Below are 16,738 nucleotides of genomic sequence, written 5' to 3' on the forward strand. Positions count from 1 at the left end.
CATGCTCGATAACCTGGCGAACTGCTTCGTCTTTAAATTCTTGCGGATATTTATTTCTCATAACACCTTCTATCTTACTTCATTTTCAAAATAAAAGATGTCTAGTTGTTTGAGGGAAGATCACGATTGAGAAACACGTGCAATACACTAAAGCGCAACCTCAAGATTTAGACGCACTGATACACCTTGAAGAGCAAGTGTTTAACAGTGATAGGATTAGCCGTCGTCAAATGAAACGGTTTATCCAGTCACAACACAGCGAGCTTCACGTTGCCAAGCATGATGGTGCATTAGCAGGATATGCCCTTGTGCTCTTTAATAAAGCCACGCAGCTCGCGCGTTTATATTCTATTGCCGTGGCGCCACAACAAAGGGGTAAAAAGATTGCACAGACCCTGCTTGAACAGTGCGAACAATCGGTAATAGAACGAGGCTACATTACGCTAAGACTCGAGGTGAGGGAAGATAATTTATCAGCCATAAAATTGTACGAAAAGCTGGGGTTTAAACCACTAAAAACCTTGATTCATTATTACGATGATGTGGTGGATGGGGTGCGTATGCAAAAGCGGTTGGTGACCTCGGGGCCAAACGTCTCTCTGGCAATGCCACTTTATGTGCAAACCTTGCCATTTACCTGTGGTGCAGCGTGTTTATTGATGAGCTTTGCGGCGCTTGGTGATACCTCTGCACTTAATCGCTCTCGCGAGGTGCAATTGTGGCGTGAAGCAACCACAGTATATATGGCGTCAGGACACGGAGGGTGCAGTGGCCAAGGGTTAGCGCTTGCGGCACACCGTAGGGGATATCGGGTTGAATTATGGTCGCACTCTCATGGCACACCATTTATTGAGTCGGTGCGCGACCCGCATAAAAAATCGGTGATTGAACTGGTACATAATGATTTTGTTGAGCAGCTTGCCAGCACCGATATTAAGGTACAAGAGTCGCCGCCATTGACTGCCCATATAGAGCAATGCATCGCGCAAGGGGCAGCAGTATTACTGCTGATCAGTACCTATCGATTTAATGGATACAAAGAACCACATTGGATTGTGTTAAGTGGAATGAATGAGCATTTTTTCTACTTCCATGATCCCCTCGTAGAGGATCCTCAACATGCCGTTTCAGCGGCATCAGTGCCGATCAGTAAACGAGCACTTGAGCAAATAGTGGGTTTTGGTAAACAAAAGCACACCGCCTGTGTGGTCATTTTTGCTAAGTGATAACGTTCAAAAAGTGATCATTGCGGACGTGTGTTATGTGCAGTGGCACCTATAAAATTCAATACCAATGGTGTGACTGAAGGTGAAAAAAACGCGGCATGTGCCGCGTTTTTAGGGTATTTAGCTAAGCTATTGTTTACTCGCCTTCGCCGTCAACAAGACCACGGCGCTTAAGCAATGCGTCTGTGGTTGGCTGTTGGCCACGGAATTCAACATAGCTCTTCATAAGATCGCGGCTGTTACCACGTGAAAGCACTTCTTTACGGTAGTGGTCACCATTTTCACGCGTTAGGCCACCTTCGTTTTGCATGTGTGCGAACGCGTCCGCTGCAAACACTTCAGTCCAAAGGTAAGCGTAGTAACCTGCGCTGTAACCACCAGCAAAGATGTGGCTGAAGTAACACGTTTTGTAACGCGGCGGTACAGGATAGTAATCAATACCGTGGCGCTCAAGCGCTGCTTTTTCGAATGCAGCGACGTCGTCAATCTTCGTGCCTGGTGCAATTGAGTGCCACTCCATATCTAGTAATGCTGCGGCTAGGTACTCAGTGGTGTCAAAACCTTGGTTGAAGGTGTGTGACTCAAGTAGTTTATCCAACAACTCTTGTGGGATAGCTTCACCACTTTGATAGTGCTTCGCATAGTTTGCTAACACGCTTGGCTCTACGTTCCAATCTTCGTTGGCTTGTGATGGGAACTCAACGAAATCACGTGCTGTTGCTGTGCCTGCAAGTGAAGGATACTTCACATCAGAGAATAAACCGTGAATCGCATGACCAAACTCATGGAACATGGTGGTTACTTCTGAGAATGTCATCAGCGTAGGCTGGCCATCAGCAGGTTTTGGAATGTTTTGCGCGTTGTAAATCACTGGCTTGGTGCCCAATAGGTGGTTTTGACCTACATATGCACTCATCCATGCACCACCGCGCTTGCCTTCACGCGCGTATGGGTCAAGGTAGAATAAGCCTACAGAGCTGCCATCTTCATTGAATACTTCCCACACAAACACGTCTTCGTGGTATGTAGGTAAGTCATTGCGCTCTTTCATGGTGATGCCGTACAACTTGTTCATCGCAAAGAACAAACCGTCGTTGATCACAGTATTCATTTCAAAATACGGTTTTACTAGGCTCGCGTCGATACTGTATAGCTCTGCGCGAACTTTCTCACCATAGTAAGCCCAGTCCCAAGGCTGAAGCTCAAAGTCTTTGCCATCTTTTTTGATAGCTTCTTGGATCATTTGTGCTTCTTTTTGCGCTTTTTCAACTGCTTTAGGAGCGAGGTCGTCAAGCATTGTGAATACAGCGTTTGGTGTTTTCGCCATACGGTCGTCTAATTGATAGTGCGCCCATGACTCGAAACCAAGTAATTGTGCTTTTTCAGCACGAAGCTGCGCTTCTTCGATGGCAATTGGACCATTGGTTTGCTGTGCGCGTTGCGCTGAAGTGCGCCACACTTTTTCACGTAGCTCGCGGTTTTCTAAGCTTGAAAGAATTGGCTGGCGTGTGGTGTTCACAAGCGTGATCATGTAGCCTTCTTTGCCTGCTTTTTCAGCCGCTGCTTTAAGGCTAGCGATTTGATCTTCGCCAAGGCCAGCTAATTGTGCTTTATCAGTAACTAAAATCGTATCTTCTTTAAATGATTTAAGTACGTTTTGTGAGAACTGCGTGCTGAGTTTAGAAAGCTCACCGTTGATTTCACGCATACGTTGCTTTTGATCTTCTGTAAGCTTGGCGCCGGCGCGCACAAATTGCTTGTAGTAGTACTCAACAAGGCGCTGGTCTTCTTGTGACAATGAATCTTTGCTTTCGTATACCGTAGCAACGCGGTCAAACAGTGCTTTGTTCAGGAAAATATTATCGCGATGTTCTGCGAAAATAGGGGCCATTTTTGTGTTGATTCGCTGAAACTCATCATTTGAAATAAGGCCAGAGAGGTTACCAAACACGGCGCGTGTGCGTTTCAAAATGGTGCCTGATTTCTCTAGTGCAACGAGCGTGTTCTCAAACGTAGGCGCATCAGGGTTGTTGGCAATGGCAGCAATTTCAATGTTTTGCTCTTCAATGCCCGCATCGAACGCTGGCTCGTACATGTCGGTTGTGATTTTATCAAACTCCGGAGCCATGTACTGAAGCGGGCTAGGGCTTAAAAATAGGTTCTCTTGACTGACTTGCTGTGTTGCAGGTGCTTGTTGCTCGGCCGCTGTTTGTTGATTGTTATTCGCTGGCTGTTCAGAGCACGCAGATAGTAAGGTCGTTGCAGCAATAGCCGCCGCAATTACGGATAAACGCATTGTTTACTCCACTTGTTGTTAAAATTATTTGATTATGAGCTGTGGTTACTGCGAGGTGTAAGTACACTGGGTGTAAACCACCGCCATTCATCTTTGCTTTTGCTCGCGGCGCAATAGGCACCAAGCAAATGTCATAAAACAGATACATTACTTTGGATACCTTACAACGACAAGTGGGTTAGCCGCGTTTAGCGGTTATTTATCGTAAATAGTGATAATAAATGCGCCACAGTTTATAAACTTTACTATTCTTTTGTTAATAACTACTCACCTTCGAGAAGGTGAACTGTTTGTTTTTTGGAAACGTAAAATGATCACATACTGTATTGCTTGCGCGCGCTGATTTGCAGCGATGTAGGTGTTGAAGGCAGGTATAACTTGGATATAAACGCTTTTAAAAAGGAGATGCGAGTTGGATGTATTTGTAGCTCGTCAGGCGGTTTTTAATAAACACAATCAAGTTGTAGCGTATGAATTATTGTTTCGCGACAGCGCTGAAAACAGCTTTCCTGATGTTGAGGACAAAGTTGCTACAGCCAAACTCATTTGTGACAGCCAGCTCAATCAAGGGCTTTCTTACATAACCGGTGGCCGCAAGGCATTGGTGAATTTTGGCGAGCAATCATTACGTGAAGGATTGGCAGACTTTTTACCTATCGACAAAGTGGTGATTGAGATCCTAGAAAATGTCCCACCTGACGACAGTAACTACCAGCTTGTGAACGAGCTTTTTCACAAAGGGTATCGCCTTGCACTGGATGACTTCAAATACGAACCGAGGTGGGAGAAGTTTCTCAAACTCGTGCGTTTGATTAAATTCGATTTACAGCACACCTCATTCGACGAAATTGATCAAATGATGGAGTTGCTTCAGAAATATCCTAAGATCAAATATTTGGCTGAGAAAGTTGAAACCCAAAGCGAGTATGAACAGGCCAAACAACGCGGCTTTGAGTTCTTCCAAGGTTATTTCTTTGCTAAACCACAAATGGTGAGCCAAAAAGACTGTGCAAGTCGCTCGCCTTTGGTGATGGCTATCTATGCTCAAGCACTCAAGCCACAGTTAAATATCTCTGAGTTGGCTCAAATCTTCAGTCAAGACACTGGGCTTACGTATAAGTTGTTGCGCTTTATTAACTCTGGTTTATTTCCGCTGCAAGAGCGCATGGACTCAATTAAACAGGCGCTGGTGTACCTCGGTGAGGAGCGAGTGCGTCGATTCGTCTCTTTGATTGTAACGGCACACATCTCTCACGATAAGCCCTTAGAACTCACTCGGTTAGCGTCAATACGAGCGCGTTTTTGTGAACTCGTTGCCAAGCGCTATTTTCCGGCATCGAGTAACAGCGCATTTTTAGTGGGGCTATTTTCTTTGGTTGACGCCATGCTCGATAGACGTATGGACAAAATTGTTGAGACATTACCATTTCCTGACGAAATTGCCCAAGCCTTGTTAGGGGAGAACAACACGCTATATTACATCTTAGAACTGGTTAAAGCCTATGAAAGCGGCAGTTGGTGGGCGATGCAAAGAGCGTGTGAGCCTCTGAATATCACTGATAAAGAGCTTCCTAATATGCATAAATCGGCCATTACGTGGTCGCAAATGTTCGATACTTTGTAGGGCGTGCTCAAATCTCGACGATGCTAGAAACGCAGGTATTATGCGCTAGCATCGCTTTGTAAATGACGCCTCCCTTTTCTAGAACTAAATGATTGATAAAAAGCCTGTTGTTGCTGTTATTAGACTCCTTTATCATGACCTAAGTAACCCTCAACATGCTCTAGGAGCAAGAAGTGCCAAAACAAGGACTGTTTCACAATGTGGCGTATTTCGACGCCTTGTTACCCCAGCGAAACCGCTCCTTTAGCTTAGATGTTCTCAGAGGCATCGCAATATGCGGCATTGTGTTTTTAAATGCCCCCTTCTTTATCAACTTTGATTACGGCTACGTTGCTATCATGCCTGAAGTTGCCACAGATTCAGTGTTGTTGTCGTTGCAAGTGTTGTTACTTGATGGGCGCTTTCGTGGACTATTTTTGGTGCTATTTGCCCTTGGCTTAGTCATTCAGTGGCAGCGAATTGGTGCGCATACTCAGCCCTATCATCCATTACGAGCGCGACTATGCGTACTGCTTATTCTTGGTTGTATCCACAGCTTTTTTATTTGGGCAGGAGATATACTGCTAGGCTACGCATTGGCGGGTTTGATAGCCATTACGATGATTGAAGACTCACCTCGGCGCCAGTTAATTAACGGCATGGGGTGTTTTGCTATTGGTACTATTTTGTTGTTGTGTTTAGGTTGGTTGTCTAACGAGCCTCTGCCGACTTATTCATCGCCCGTATACCAGCAGTATTTAGACGACTTCAATCCTAATTTTTTGGCATCGCGAGTTGATAATGCACACAATGCAGTGTTAATGCTAATTGCTCTGCTTTTAGGCGTTCTTTGGCTAGAGCTTGGTGTGATTTTAATGACCATAAGTGTGTGGCGCAGTGGCTGGTTGGTAACGCCATGGCCACAAAAGCACAAAGCGTTAATAGGGTTCGTGTGTGCAGTGTGCTTGGTGGTGAGTGCATTTAAGTTAACGCATGCGAGCGGATTGAGTGATGTAGGGGCGCTAATTGCCAATTCTATGAGTGGCTTTCTAACCGCGCTGATAGTTATTCACTGTGTCACGTTTTGGCCAATCAATGCGAATAAAGTGACTTATGCATTTGCGTGTGTGGGGAAAATGTCACTAAGCTGTTACTTAGGGCAATCGTTAATCATGGTGATATTGAACCATTTTCATGGTGAAATATTTGCAAGGCAATTTTATTTGCATGATTACTTGCTCCTATCCACCGTGATTATGGTGTTTATGCTTGTTTTTTGTCCTTTTTATTTGCGTTTATTCAAGCAAGGGCCCATTGAAAAAGTATGGCGCGCATTGTCCCTGAAATATACACTGCATAACAGTTAGTATGTTTTATGCATAGGTTAAGCCAAAGGTGAGCAGTCGCATGAAGTGGCTAAATTGGATTTTGATGTCGGTATTATTGGTGTTTTGTGTAAATGCCAATGCAAAAATAAGCGTGCTTTTTGTGAGTCCATCAACAGCGGATGATCCTTTTTGGATAAAGGTGGAGCAGTTTGCTCAGCGCGCTGCACAGGACCTAGACATGGATCTTGTTGTTATTCATGGCGATGGCCACCGTGAATACCAGTATCAGAACCTCAACACCTATTTATCGTCCAACCCAATGCCTGATTATGCCATCGTGATTAACTACCCCGGTGATAATGGCAAATCAATGGGCGCGCTTGAAAGTAGAGGCATATATTTCATCACGTTGGAACAAACTCTCTCCCATGCTGGGCGAGCCAAAGTAGGCTTTGCGCAGGAGAAGTTCAAGTATTGGTTATCTGAGCTCAGCCATGACAACGAGAAAGCAGGGTATGACTTGGCGTCAGCGCTAACTGAGCAAGCTAAGATAAGTGGCATTATCAACCCTAGTGTGGTTGCCATAGGCGGCCATTATGGGGCTGAAACTGATTTTCGATTTAAGGGATTGAGTCGTTACTTATCGGCGAATCGACTGCAATTAAACCAACTGGTTCATGCACAGTGGCGCGCCGATTTAGCGGCCGAACAGACCAAACGTTTACTGCGTCGTTACAACCATACCAATGTCATTTGGAGTGCATCGGACTTGATGGCCCTGTCTGCCGTCAAGGAGGCTCAAAGTGCAGGAAAAGTAATTAATCAAACACTCTTTATCGGCGGTTTTGATTGGCTTGATAGCGCTTTAGATGCCATTGAAAACGAGCAAATGAGTGCATCGATTGGTGGCCACTTTTTAATGGGAGCATGGGCGCTAGTTGCTTTATATGACCATGCGCATCAAAAAGATAACGAAATCACTGTTCCTAAGAGTATCAGCTTTAAACTCGCTTTAGCAGACAGTACCAACGTCAAGCATGTTAAACCCGTAGTCACTGTTAAAAATTGGCAACATATCAATTTTAAGGACTTCACCTTGACGCATAGCCACAAGCAAAGCTATTCAAGTATTGATATTAATAACATTATTGAACATTACTTTAATTCGGATTTTTCCCGCTGAGTCGATTACAATAGAGCTAATTTAGTCTTTAGTTACAGCGATAATGTCTCAGCCAACCCGCTTAAATAAATACATCAGTGAAACTGGATTTTGCTCGCGTCGTGAAGCCGATGCGTTGATCAGTGATGGCCGTGTAAAAGTAAACGGTCATGCACCACAAATGGGCGATAAAGTCAGTGATGCAGACACCATTTTAATTGATGGCAAACCACTGAAATCAAAACCAAAGCGTGTATATATTGCATATCACAAACCGGTGGGCGTTACCTGTACCACTGAGCGCAAAATTAAAAGCAACATCGTCAGTGCCATTAACTACCCAGAGCGTATTTTCCCAATCGGACGCCTAGACAGGCCCTCAGAAGGGTTGATCTTCTTAACCAATGAGGGCGATATCGTTAATAAGATTCTTCGCTCTGGGAATAACCACGAAAAAGAATATGAAGTGGAAGTGGATAAACCACTGAACAAGCGTTTTGTTGAGCGCATGGCGGGGGGGATCCCGATCCTTGGTACCGTCACCAAGAAGTGTAAAGTTGAGCAGGTGGGGGCGTCGCGCTTTAGAATCATACTGACCCAAGGTTTAAACCGACAAATTCGCCGTATGTGTGAGTATCTCGGCTACGAGGTAACCAAACTTAAACGTACGCGCATTATGAATGTCACGTTAGATGGTTTGAAAGCGGGGCAATGGCGTCATCTGAGCGATGTGGAAATGGCGACGATTAATGACTTAATTGCAGACTCGGGGAAAACAGAAGAGCATTCAAAAGATACTCAAGGCGCTGTGCCCATAGCGACATCTAAAGCGCCAGCTCATCGCCCGGAGCAACGCGATAAAGCCAACCAGAGTGAAGGCTTTGATAGGAACAACAAGGGTAAAAGAAACGGAAGTCATTCTGGTCATCACGCTAGCAAAAACAATGATCAGGCTCCTAAGAAGCCGAACAAAGGTAAGGCATTTACGCAATCAGCGGACAAGCAAAAAGCAAAACCAGTGCATAAATCTAAAAGTTCGCCCTCAGGTAAACCAAGTGCGAACAATAAAAAGCGTATCGGTGGCACATTGCGACTGAAAAAATAACGTCCTTCTCGTTGCAAGGAGCTTAATTAACACATGCGTTTGTTCAGTATTATTTGTTTTATTTTCCTCACAGCATGCAGTGACGATAGTGGGCTTGTTAGTGTCAGCTCCGATGCGACGGTGCTGGCATTTGGTGATAGTCTCACTGTGTCGGTGGGTGCCAAACGCACGACTTATCCTAAGCAGTTAGCAAATCTAACCGGTTTAACCGTGATTGCCAGTGGTGTGTCAGGAGAGCAAACGCAACAAGGACTCGCTCGTTTACCTGCTGCACTCGATGCACATCAACCCGATGTGCTGGTGTTACTCGAAGGGGGTAATGACTTTTTGCGCAATCAGCGCCCAGCGCGTGTAAAAGCGAATTTAGCGGCCATGATAGAGCTGGCACAAGCTCAGGGAATTGCAGTTATTTTAGTGGCTGTACCTCAGAAGTCTCTATTCTTAAGCGATGCTCCCTTATATCAAGAACTTGCACAGCAATATGGCATTCCTGTTGTTGCCAATACCCCCAGTGAATTGTTGGCTGACAACGACTACAAATCAGATCAAATCCATTTGAATGACCAAGGTTATCAACGATTAGCTGAATCGATTGCTGAGCACATACGCGTAATACGATAGCGAGCACTGGTTTGTACCGACGGTGTGTTGCTTTATTGGTCTGTGTGTGGCTAATATGGGTATGGCATTATTCATGAAAGCAACATAAATTACACTCTGGCAGGGATAGCTTATGCATATAATTCTTGGTGTATTAGGGACAGTTGTCACCATTTTGGTACTCATTAACCGCCTCAGTGATGCGGGTCTTGATATTGGTTGGCTAAATCCATTCAGCTGGCACCGCAGACGCAAATTTAGAAAAAAGTATGAGCTTGCTGCGGCTTATTCCTTGGAATCTCCTATGGATGTTGCTGCGTTATTCTTAGTTGCTGTTGCTAAAGTGGATGGTGATATGAGTGCGCAGCAGAAACAAGCCATTTTAAATATATTCACAAACGAATTTAATCTATCTGAGCAAGAGGCGAAAAGTTTACTCGGTGCAAGTGTTCACATCTACGGGCGCAGTGACGAAGTCATTGACAATCCAAAGGCTGTATTGGCTCGCAGCAAAGAAAAATTTACTCAGAGTCAGATCAGTTCTCTTATTGAATTGCTCGAAAAACTAGCCCTGATCGATGGTGTATGTTCTCAGCAGCAAACTAGATTAATCAATAGCATCAAAGCACAATTTATTTAACAAGGATGGAAGTGAATTATTCAAACTACACCATAAGCGAGTTAGAAGAGTGCCTACGTAGTATTGATAAACACGCGTATCCTGAAAATTACCAACTACTACAACAGGAAATCACGGCTCGCCAGAGTGAGATTGAGGTCTATCATAAACAGCAATATGCGCAATTTGTAATCACTACACAGAAGCGCCTAACGTTAATCAGCTGGCTGCAATTATTTACCGCTCTCGCTTTTATAATTGTTGGTATAGCAGCTTTTCAGCAATCCGTGGCAGATGCCAGCATCCTATTTGTGATTGCATGCTTCAATGCTCTGTCAGGCTATTTTTTGCTAAAGCGCAAGCGACTAGGCTTTTACTTGTCGTATTTGAATCAAGTTTTACAGCTATTTTCAGTTAGCTTAGGCACAGTTTATTTCAGTTATGGCGGCGTTGGGACTTTAATGCTGGTAATTCAAGATGGCATTGAATTTACAGGCACAATTTTTAACCCCTACTTCTACTTTTTCCTCGGAAAAGATTTAGGGTTTGCAGTGGCCATCGATTTAGTGGCGTTCTTTTTCTTGGGTGTTTTGCACTCTTGCTTAAAAGATAGATATCAATGGCTTCAATAAGATCACTTGTGATGTGGTAAAGCTGTGCTCAATTGGCTTAGAAAAATACAGCACAAAAGACGTAAAGTTATTTTGTGTTTGTGTGTGCTCCCTGGAATGCTGGCTTTTGCTTTGATGCATTTTGATGATCCTATTGACTCGCAAGCAGAGTGTTTTTTAAATGAATTCAGTAATTTACCAGATTTGCATGAAAACGCCTTTATTGCTCTCATGGCGCTCGGCTTAGAGACAGAGGAACCTTATCGACAAGCACTTAACAACTATCAATACACTTTATTACCGTCAACGCTTAGACAGTCGGGACAGCAGTTTGACTTGCCAAGTGTGCCTTCAACCCTTGATGTAAAACAGTTTTGGGAAGTTAAGTCAGGTTTTTGTTATTTAGGTGATGAGTTGTGCACTGAACATCTATTGCAAAACAGAGTTGCACTAGAGGCTAGCCTTTCACAGTTTGAAGGGCTTTTGCAGCGTTTTGTTGCAGTCAGTGAGTTTAATAATTTTACTCCATTAAATTCAGTGCATGTGTTTATCGAATATGACAATTATAGCGCTCTATCCGCCATGGTCGGTGCCAAAGCGTTGTTTCTAATTGATGAGCATAAGTTTGACGAGGCGGCCACGTTGATAAATAGGCTAGCTATTTTGGATAGGAAGTTGCTTCGAGCGAAAGTATCACTGATTGCTGATATGGCATTTACGAGTAACTACAACCTTCTGTACGAACCTCTCATACAGAAGCTTCTGAAAACTAAATTTGATAACTGGCATTTACTTTGGCAAGTTTTGCAACCTTTAAGTATTGGTGAAATCTCTTATAACCACTCATTACTACGACAATCGATTACATTTCTAAATTCATTTGAATCAGAGTTGAATGTTGATAAACAGCAGAGTGATTTATGGTTAGGCGAAGATAAAACAAGCTATCTTTACAAGCGAAACATCACGCGAAACTACTTATATAAAACTATAAATTCGCAATTACTCCCTTATGATGTCAGCAAGGAGACATTATTAGAGGCTATCACTCTAGCACAAAGTGCTAATGGGCAAATTCAGAACGAGCGAAAAATGGCTCGAGGTAGCAATTGGCGCTTGCTCAAATACTTTAGAAATATAATCGGCTATCAGTTTGTGGAATTAACCCTGCCAACGCCTCTAGACTTTGGCGAAAATCTAGTATCAGTGGATCTTGAAATATATCTTTTACAAGCGCTCATTCAAGCAAAAAGGGAGGGCCTTGAATCAGTGATCACCGAGCCCTTGCTTAAAAATCCATATACAGGTGAAGGGGCTAGTTTTGTTGATAACCGCCTATGTTATCGTTTCGACGACGATGATGTATGTTTAACGATGCCATGAACGTTTGCCCTGTTCCTTTATTAAAATTGAAAGAGAATTGACCAATGCCAACTCCAAAAGAAAGTAACTCATGAAACAATTGTCATCACACTATACCTTTTTCTATAAAAAAGTGTTTCCGGTCCTGTGGTTCGGATTTATTGGATTTTTTATGTTTAATGCTTTAATGATTCGCCAAGAAGGAGATGTCGAAATTCTGTTTATCGTTGTTCCCTGGGGCATGGCGGTATTTGGCTATTTCATGATGAAAAAGTTCGTGTTTGATTTGATTGATAAAGTGTTTGATGAAGGCCACTGTTTATTATTCGTTAACGGCAACAAGCAAGTGCGAGTTCGTTTACAGGATATTATTAACGTCAATTATGAGCTTTTGACAAACCCTAAGAGGGTCACAATTAGCCTTCGCAATAAAACCGAGTTCGGTGCTGAGCTAGCTTTTGTGCCTAAATCTAGTTTTTTACCATTTACAAAGAATAAAGGTATCCAAGAATTAATTGTTCGCATCGATACGCTAAGGCAATAGTTTTGCGACCAAAGCAAAGCTTTAGTAAGCAAAATAGTATTTAAAAGGGCTTAACATGCGTTAAGCCCTTTTATCGTTTACCTTTTATGGCTTTGAATACCTAAGAGTTTACAGTAGAGCACAGGGATAAATACCAAGGTCAGTACAGTTGCAAAGCCTAAACCGAACATAATGGTGACCGCCATTGATTTAAAAAACACATCAAATAGCAGTGGGATCATCCCCAAAATAGTGGTGATTGCCGCCATAGCGACAGGGCGTACTCTAGATACGCCAGAGTCAAACACCGCTTGGTATGGGTCTTTTCCAGAGTCTAATTCAAGGTTGATTTGATCGATTAACACAATCCCATTTTTGATCAGCATCCCTGATAGGCTCAGTAACCCAAGTAATGCCATAAAACCAAAAGAGGCGTTCATGGTGAGTAAGCCTGCGCTTACGCCAACAATCGCTAATGGCACGGTAGCCCATATAACAAGCGGTTGGCGTACAGAGTTAAATAACAGCACGGTGATCACAAACATTGCCAAGTAGCCCATGGGCAAAGAGCCGAAAATGGCCTTTTGCGCCTTGCTTGAGGACTCAAATTCACCGCCCCATTGCAACTCGTATCCCCGTGGCAGCTCAATGGCTTCAATGTCACTGCGCACGCGAGCAAAGAGTTTTGCGGGCGTTTCATCTGAGAGTAAATCATGATCCGCCATTACCGTTAGGGTGCGTTTTCTATCGCGGCGCATAATCAGCGGATCTTCCCATTTAACCACAAAGTCATCAACGACCTGGGTTACTGGCACAAACACCCCAAGTACAGGGCTGTATATTTGTAAGTCGCGCAAACTCTCAACATTTAGGCGCTCTTGGGCGGGGCTGCGAGCGATAATCGGCAATAGTTGTGTACCATCGCGATACAAGCCTACTTTTTTACCACTGACGCTAGTCAGTAATAGCTGGTCTAAATCGCTTTTACTGATCCCCAAGCGGCGAGCTTTTTGCTCATTAAGAATGGGGCGAATAAGTTTGGAACGCTGGCGCCAGTCATCTCTGATATGAAAAGCACCTGCATCAGCACTAAGAATATTTTTTGCCTGTTCACCGAGTTGTCGTAACACAACCGGATCAGGGCCCGAGAAGCGTACCTCAATTTTTGCGTCGGTTGATGGGCCTATCTCCATGCGTTTTAGTTTGAGTTTGGCATCAGTGATGTGTGCTTGCTCATACTCCCTCACTTTGGCAATCATGCTTAGCACAGCCTCACGGTCTTTTACTCTTACGATTAACTGGGCAAATGCAGCGTATTGTTGCTGCGGCGCGTAGGTAAGCATAAAACGTGGAGCACCTTGACCAATGGTGCTAGTGACCTCCTCAACGAGGTCTTGACGCAATAAAAATTGCTCAAGTTCAGCTACGCCTTGGCTGGTGGTGCGAATATCTGCGCCTTGATAATGCCAATAGTCGATATAAAACATGGGCGTATTAGAGGCAGGGAAAAAGGATTGCTTAACCGCGCCGAAGCCAGCTAAAGCAGCTATCAGCAACACTATCATCAACGCAATGGTGGTTTTTCCATAATGCATAGCGCGACTAAGCATGAATTTATAAGCACTGAAAAGGATGCCCTGATAGGGATCATCGTTATCATTATTCTGTGCGTGTGCTGCTATCTTTTCTTTGAACAATAAAGCTGCAAAAAATGGCGTAAGGGTAATGGCCGTGACCCAGCTCAGTAGCAAGGAAATAAATAACACCCAAAATAAGCTGCCCGCAAACTCACCGCTGGCGTCTGAACTCAAGCCTATGGGCGCGAACGCAGTAATAGCGATGATGGTTGCGCCAAGCAATGGCCACTTAGTTTGCGCCACTATATTTACTGCCGCTTGGAGTTTTGTTTGCCCGCGCTTGAGGTTAATTAGGATCCCCTCGGTGATAACGATAGCGTTATCGACCAACATGCCCAGTGCAATGATCAGGGCACCCAGAGAAATACGTTGCAGATTAATGCCAAATAGCGCCATGAAAATAAATGTGCCGAGCACGGTAAGTAGCAAAATGCCACCAATGAGCAGTCCACTTTTTACGCCCATAAACAGCAAGAGTACGACAATAACAATGGCTACCGCCTCAAACAGGCTGAGAATAAAGCTCGATACAGACTTTTCCACTTCTTGAGGTTGGTTATATATGGCATTTATTTCCATGCCATGGGGGCGTTGATATTCAAGTGCGTCGAGGTGCTCATCAATGCGTTTTCCTACATCAACAACGTTTACGTCTGAGGCAAAAGAGAGCCCGAGCAGCAGCGCTTGTTGATCGTTATAACGCACAATGTGACTAGGAACTTCAGCAAACTCGCGATAAACGCGCGCCACATCGCCTAAATAAATGAGCTCGCTAGCGCCGGGTTTTGAGATCAATAAATGCTCTAGTTCGCTCACATTATCAAACTCGCCTGTAGGATGCAGGCGAATAGACTCACCATCAACCATCACTCGCCCTGCATTGGACACGGTATTTTGTGCTTGCAGCATGGAAAAAATGGAATTAGGACTGATCCCTAACTGCGCTAATTTGTGTGTTGAAATTTCAACGATAACTTGGCTTTGTTGCTCACCTGCAACGGTGACCTTACCAACGCCTTCAACAAGCACGAGCTCACGCTTTAGGAAATCCACATAGTCTTTGAGTTCATCGTAAGAGTAGCCATCGCCAGTTAGTGCAAGGGTGACACCGTAGACATCACCAAAATCGTCAAGAATCTTGCTTGGATATACACCCGGCGGCAAAGAAACGGATAAATCATTAATCTTACGTCGTAGCTCATCCCAAATTTGTTTCAAATCTTCCTTACGATAGGTGCTTTTCATCTCGACGGTGATCTGGCTTTTGCCATTGGAAGATATCGAGGTCACATAATCAACATACGGTAATTCTTGAATGGCATTTTCGATGGGGAAGGTGACTTCCTCTTCAACTTGCCGTGGCGAAGCGCCTGGATAGGCGGTGATCACCATCGCCTTTTTTAAGGTGAATTCTGGGTCTTCCAGCTGCCCTAATGAAAAGTAAGACACAGTGCCGCCTACCAACAGCAGCAGCGCAAACATCCAACTAATAACTTTGCGCTCAATCGCGAGATTAACCAAACTCATTTACAGGCCTCGCTCTTTTTGCCAAGGGCGAACTTGCATACCTTCTTGCAAATAATGCACACCCGCTGCCACTATTTGCTCGCCCGAGTCCACACCAGATCTCACCTCGATACCGTCGCGGTGTAATTGGCCAACTTCAACCGCTCGCTTGCTAACGAGCCCTGTTTGCGCATCGTATACCCATACGTAGCTGTTGTTGTTGGTATCTTGTTGAGGGTCTGAAAACACCGCTTCAGCGGGGATTTTATGCCATGCCTTGGTGTCGTTAGTGATTTTGCTGGTATCAATGTGTACTTGCCCTGTCATACCCGCTAATAAGTTGAAGTCGGTGGGCAGGGGTAATGAAAACACCACTTTGTACGTTAAGGTCGCGGGATCTGCTTGGGTGTCATATTCCTTGATGGTGAGCTTGTATTCTTTGCCAGGAAAGCCGTCAAAAACCACGCTAGGCTGGTAAAGCGTGTTTTTGTTGACTCGCGCCACCAGTTTTTCTGGCACTTGAATGACCACATCCATCAGGTCACGCGTCTCTAATCGCAAGATATTTTGCTTGGCTTGAATATTTTCAAAATTTTTCACAAATACCTTCGCCACCGTGCCAGCAAAGGGGGCGCGCAGCTCTGTGTTGTCTAAGTTGGTCTTGGCGATATTGAACGCTGACTCAGCGACGCGAGCATTGGCAATGGCTTGGTCCAGCTCCGCTTGGCTGGCAATTTTTTTGTTAAAAAGCGCTTCAATGCGCTGCAGTTGCGATTTGGCTAAGTCATATCGTGCCTTGCGTTCTTCTACTTGAAGCTCAAAGTCCTCAGGGTCTAGCTTTGCCAATAATTCCCCTTTTTCGACTGCCTTGCCTGCTAATGCGGGGAATTCAATGAGCTCACCGTTGACGCGAAAAGCCAGGTATGAACCTTGATGCGCTACAACCTCTGCTGGGAAGTTGCGCATGATGCTTTCGTCACTTTCACCAATGGTGAGCAATTTAACTGGACGAACAGGCACGCTTTTTTGTATTTGCTGGGGCTCAGAACAGCCACTCAAGGTTGCAAACAAACTCACAACACTAAGGGTAAAAAGAATACGACGCATGGGCGATAACTCCCTGTATTTTGGATAAAGCTTGGGTAATTGTAGTTGCATAG

Annotated in this window: 13 protein-coding genes; 10 read left to right on the top strand and 3 right to left on the bottom strand. The window is 44.4% G+C overall.

Annotated features, from left to right (window positions below; genetic code table 11):
- The first annotated feature begins 137 nt into the window (after window positions 1-137).
- On the top strand, window positions 138-1,226 hold the full coding sequence (locus AAEU32_RS11695; RefSeq protein WP_421970711.1) for a peptidase C39 family protein: 1,089 nt from the start codon (window positions 138-140) through the stop codon (window positions 1,224-1,226).
- Between the two features lie 136 nt (window positions 1,227-1,362).
- Here the strand turns inward: AAEU32_RS11695 and AAEU32_RS11700 are convergent, their stop codons facing one another.
- On the bottom strand, window positions 1,363-3,522 hold the full coding sequence (locus AAEU32_RS11700) for a M3 family metallopeptidase (RefSeq protein ID WP_421970712.1): 2,160 nt from the start codon (window positions 3,520-3,522) through the stop codon (window positions 1,363-1,365).
- A gap of 412 nt (window positions 3,523-3,934) precedes the next feature.
- Here AAEU32_RS11700 and AAEU32_RS11705 point away from each other — a divergent pair, with 412 nt between their 5' ends.
- The 9 genes from AAEU32_RS11705 (at window position 3,935) to AAEU32_RS11745 (ending at window position 12,456) form a co-directional block, all read left to right on the top strand.
- Window positions 3,935-5,146 carry an EAL and HDOD domain-containing protein gene (locus AAEU32_RS11705; RefSeq protein WP_421970713.1) on the top strand — a complete coding sequence of 404 codons (1,212 nt, stop codon included), beginning with the start codon at window positions 3,935-3,937 and terminating at the stop codon, window positions 5,144-5,146.
- 173 nt (window positions 5,147-5,319) lie between these two features.
- Window positions 5,320-6,492, top strand: a complete 1,173-nt coding sequence (locus tag AAEU32_RS11710; protein ID WP_421970714.1) for a DUF418 domain-containing protein — start codon at window positions 5,320-5,322, stop codon at window positions 6,490-6,492.
- 40 nt (window positions 6,493-6,532) lie between these two features.
- Window positions 6,533-7,636, top strand: a complete 1,104-nt coding sequence (locus AAEU32_RS11715) for an ABC transporter substrate-binding protein (protein WP_421970715.1) — start codon at window positions 6,533-6,535, stop codon at window positions 7,634-7,636.
- A 43-nt stretch (window positions 7,637-7,679) separates the two neighbouring features.
- Window positions 7,680-8,720: a 23S rRNA pseudouridine(2604) synthase RluF gene (rluF, locus tag AAEU32_RS11720; RefSeq protein WP_421970716.1), complete on the top strand. Its 1,041-nt coding sequence runs from the start codon at window positions 7,680-7,682 to the stop codon at window positions 8,718-8,720.
- A 33-nt stretch (window positions 8,721-8,753) separates the two neighbouring features.
- Window positions 8,754-9,341 carry a GDSL-type esterase/lipase family protein gene (locus tag AAEU32_RS11725; protein ID WP_421970717.1) on the top strand — a complete coding sequence of 196 codons (588 nt, stop codon included), beginning with the start codon at window positions 8,754-8,756 and terminating at the stop codon, window positions 9,339-9,341.
- 112 nt (window positions 9,342-9,453) lie between these two features.
- Window positions 9,454-9,960: a TerB family tellurite resistance protein gene (locus tag AAEU32_RS11730; RefSeq protein WP_421970718.1), complete on the top strand. Its 507-nt coding sequence runs from the start codon at window positions 9,454-9,456 to the stop codon at window positions 9,958-9,960.
- A gap of 5 nt (window positions 9,961-9,965) precedes the next feature.
- Window positions 9,966-10,571: a hypothetical protein gene (locus tag AAEU32_RS11735; RefSeq protein ID WP_421970719.1), complete on the top strand. Its 606-nt coding sequence runs from the start codon at window positions 9,966-9,968 to the stop codon at window positions 10,569-10,571.
- Between the two features lie 96 nt (window positions 10,572-10,667).
- On the top strand, window positions 10,668-11,933 hold the full coding sequence (locus tag AAEU32_RS11740; RefSeq protein WP_421970720.1) for a hypothetical protein: 1,266 nt from the start codon (window positions 10,668-10,670) through the stop codon (window positions 11,931-11,933).
- Window positions 11,934-12,003: 70 nt separating this feature from the next.
- Window positions 12,004-12,456, top strand: coding sequence for a hypothetical protein (locus AAEU32_RS11745; RefSeq protein WP_421970721.1), 453 nt, complete (start codon window positions 12,004-12,006; stop codon window positions 12,454-12,456).
- A 77-nt stretch (window positions 12,457-12,533) separates the two neighbouring features.
- Here the strand turns inward: AAEU32_RS11745 and AAEU32_RS11750 are convergent, their stop codons facing one another.
- Together AAEU32_RS11750 and AAEU32_RS11755 are read right to left on the bottom strand one after the other, a co-directional pair.
- A complete protein-coding gene (locus AAEU32_RS11750) occupies window positions 12,534-15,599 on the bottom strand; it encodes an efflux RND transporter permease subunit (RefSeq protein WP_421970722.1) in 3,066 nt (1,021 codons plus the stop codon).
- The gene (locus AAEU32_RS11755; RefSeq protein WP_421970723.1) at window positions 15,600-16,685 is read right to left on the bottom strand and encodes an efflux RND transporter periplasmic adaptor subunit; all 1,086 of its coding nucleotides are present in this window, start codon (window positions 16,683-16,685) and stop codon (window positions 15,600-15,602) included.
- Between the last annotated feature and the right edge of the window lie 53 nt (window positions 16,686-16,738).

The organism is Pseudoalteromonas maris, from assembly GCF_049257235.1.
GTDB lineage: Bacteria > Pseudomonadota > Gammaproteobacteria > Enterobacterales > Alteromonadaceae > Pseudoalteromonas.

Excerpts from the sequence above, each read along its gene's own strand:
- AAEU32_RS11700 (WP_421970712.1), bottom strand. The coding sequence starts at position 3,522 with ATGCGTTTATCCGTAATTGCGGCGGCTATTGCTGCAACGACCTTACTA.
- AAEU32_RS11715 (WP_421970715.1), top strand. The coding sequence starts at position 6,533 with ATGAAGTGGCTAAATTGGATTTTGATGTCGGTATTATTGGTGTTTTGT.
- rluF (WP_421970716.1), top strand. The coding sequence starts at position 7,680 with ATGTCTCAGCCAACCCGCTTAAATAAATACATCAGTGAAACTGGATTT.
- AAEU32_RS11725 (WP_421970717.1), top strand. The coding sequence starts at position 8,754 with ATGCGTTTGTTCAGTATTATTTGTTTTATTTTCCTCACAGCATGCAGT.
- AAEU32_RS11730 (WP_421970718.1), top strand. The coding sequence starts at position 9,454 with ATGCATATAATTCTTGGTGTATTAGGGACAGTTGTCACCATTTTGGTA.
- AAEU32_RS11735 (WP_421970719.1), top strand. The coding sequence starts at position 9,966 with ATGGAAGTGAATTATTCAAACTACACCATAAGCGAGTTAGAAGAGTGC.
- AAEU32_RS11740 (WP_421970720.1), top strand. The coding sequence starts at position 10,668 with ATGCTGGCTTTTGCTTTGATGCATTTTGATGATCCTATTGACTCGCAA.
- AAEU32_RS11745 (WP_421970721.1), top strand. The coding sequence starts at position 12,004 with ATGAAACAATTGTCATCACACTATACCTTTTTCTATAAAAAAGTGTTT.
- AAEU32_RS11750 (WP_421970722.1), bottom strand. The coding sequence starts at position 15,599 with ATGAGTTTGGTTAATCTCGCGATTGAGCGCAAAGTTATTAGTTGGATG.
- AAEU32_RS11755 (WP_421970723.1), bottom strand. The coding sequence starts at position 16,685 with ATGCGTCGTATTCTTTTTACCCTTAGTGTTGTGAGTTTGTTTGCAACC.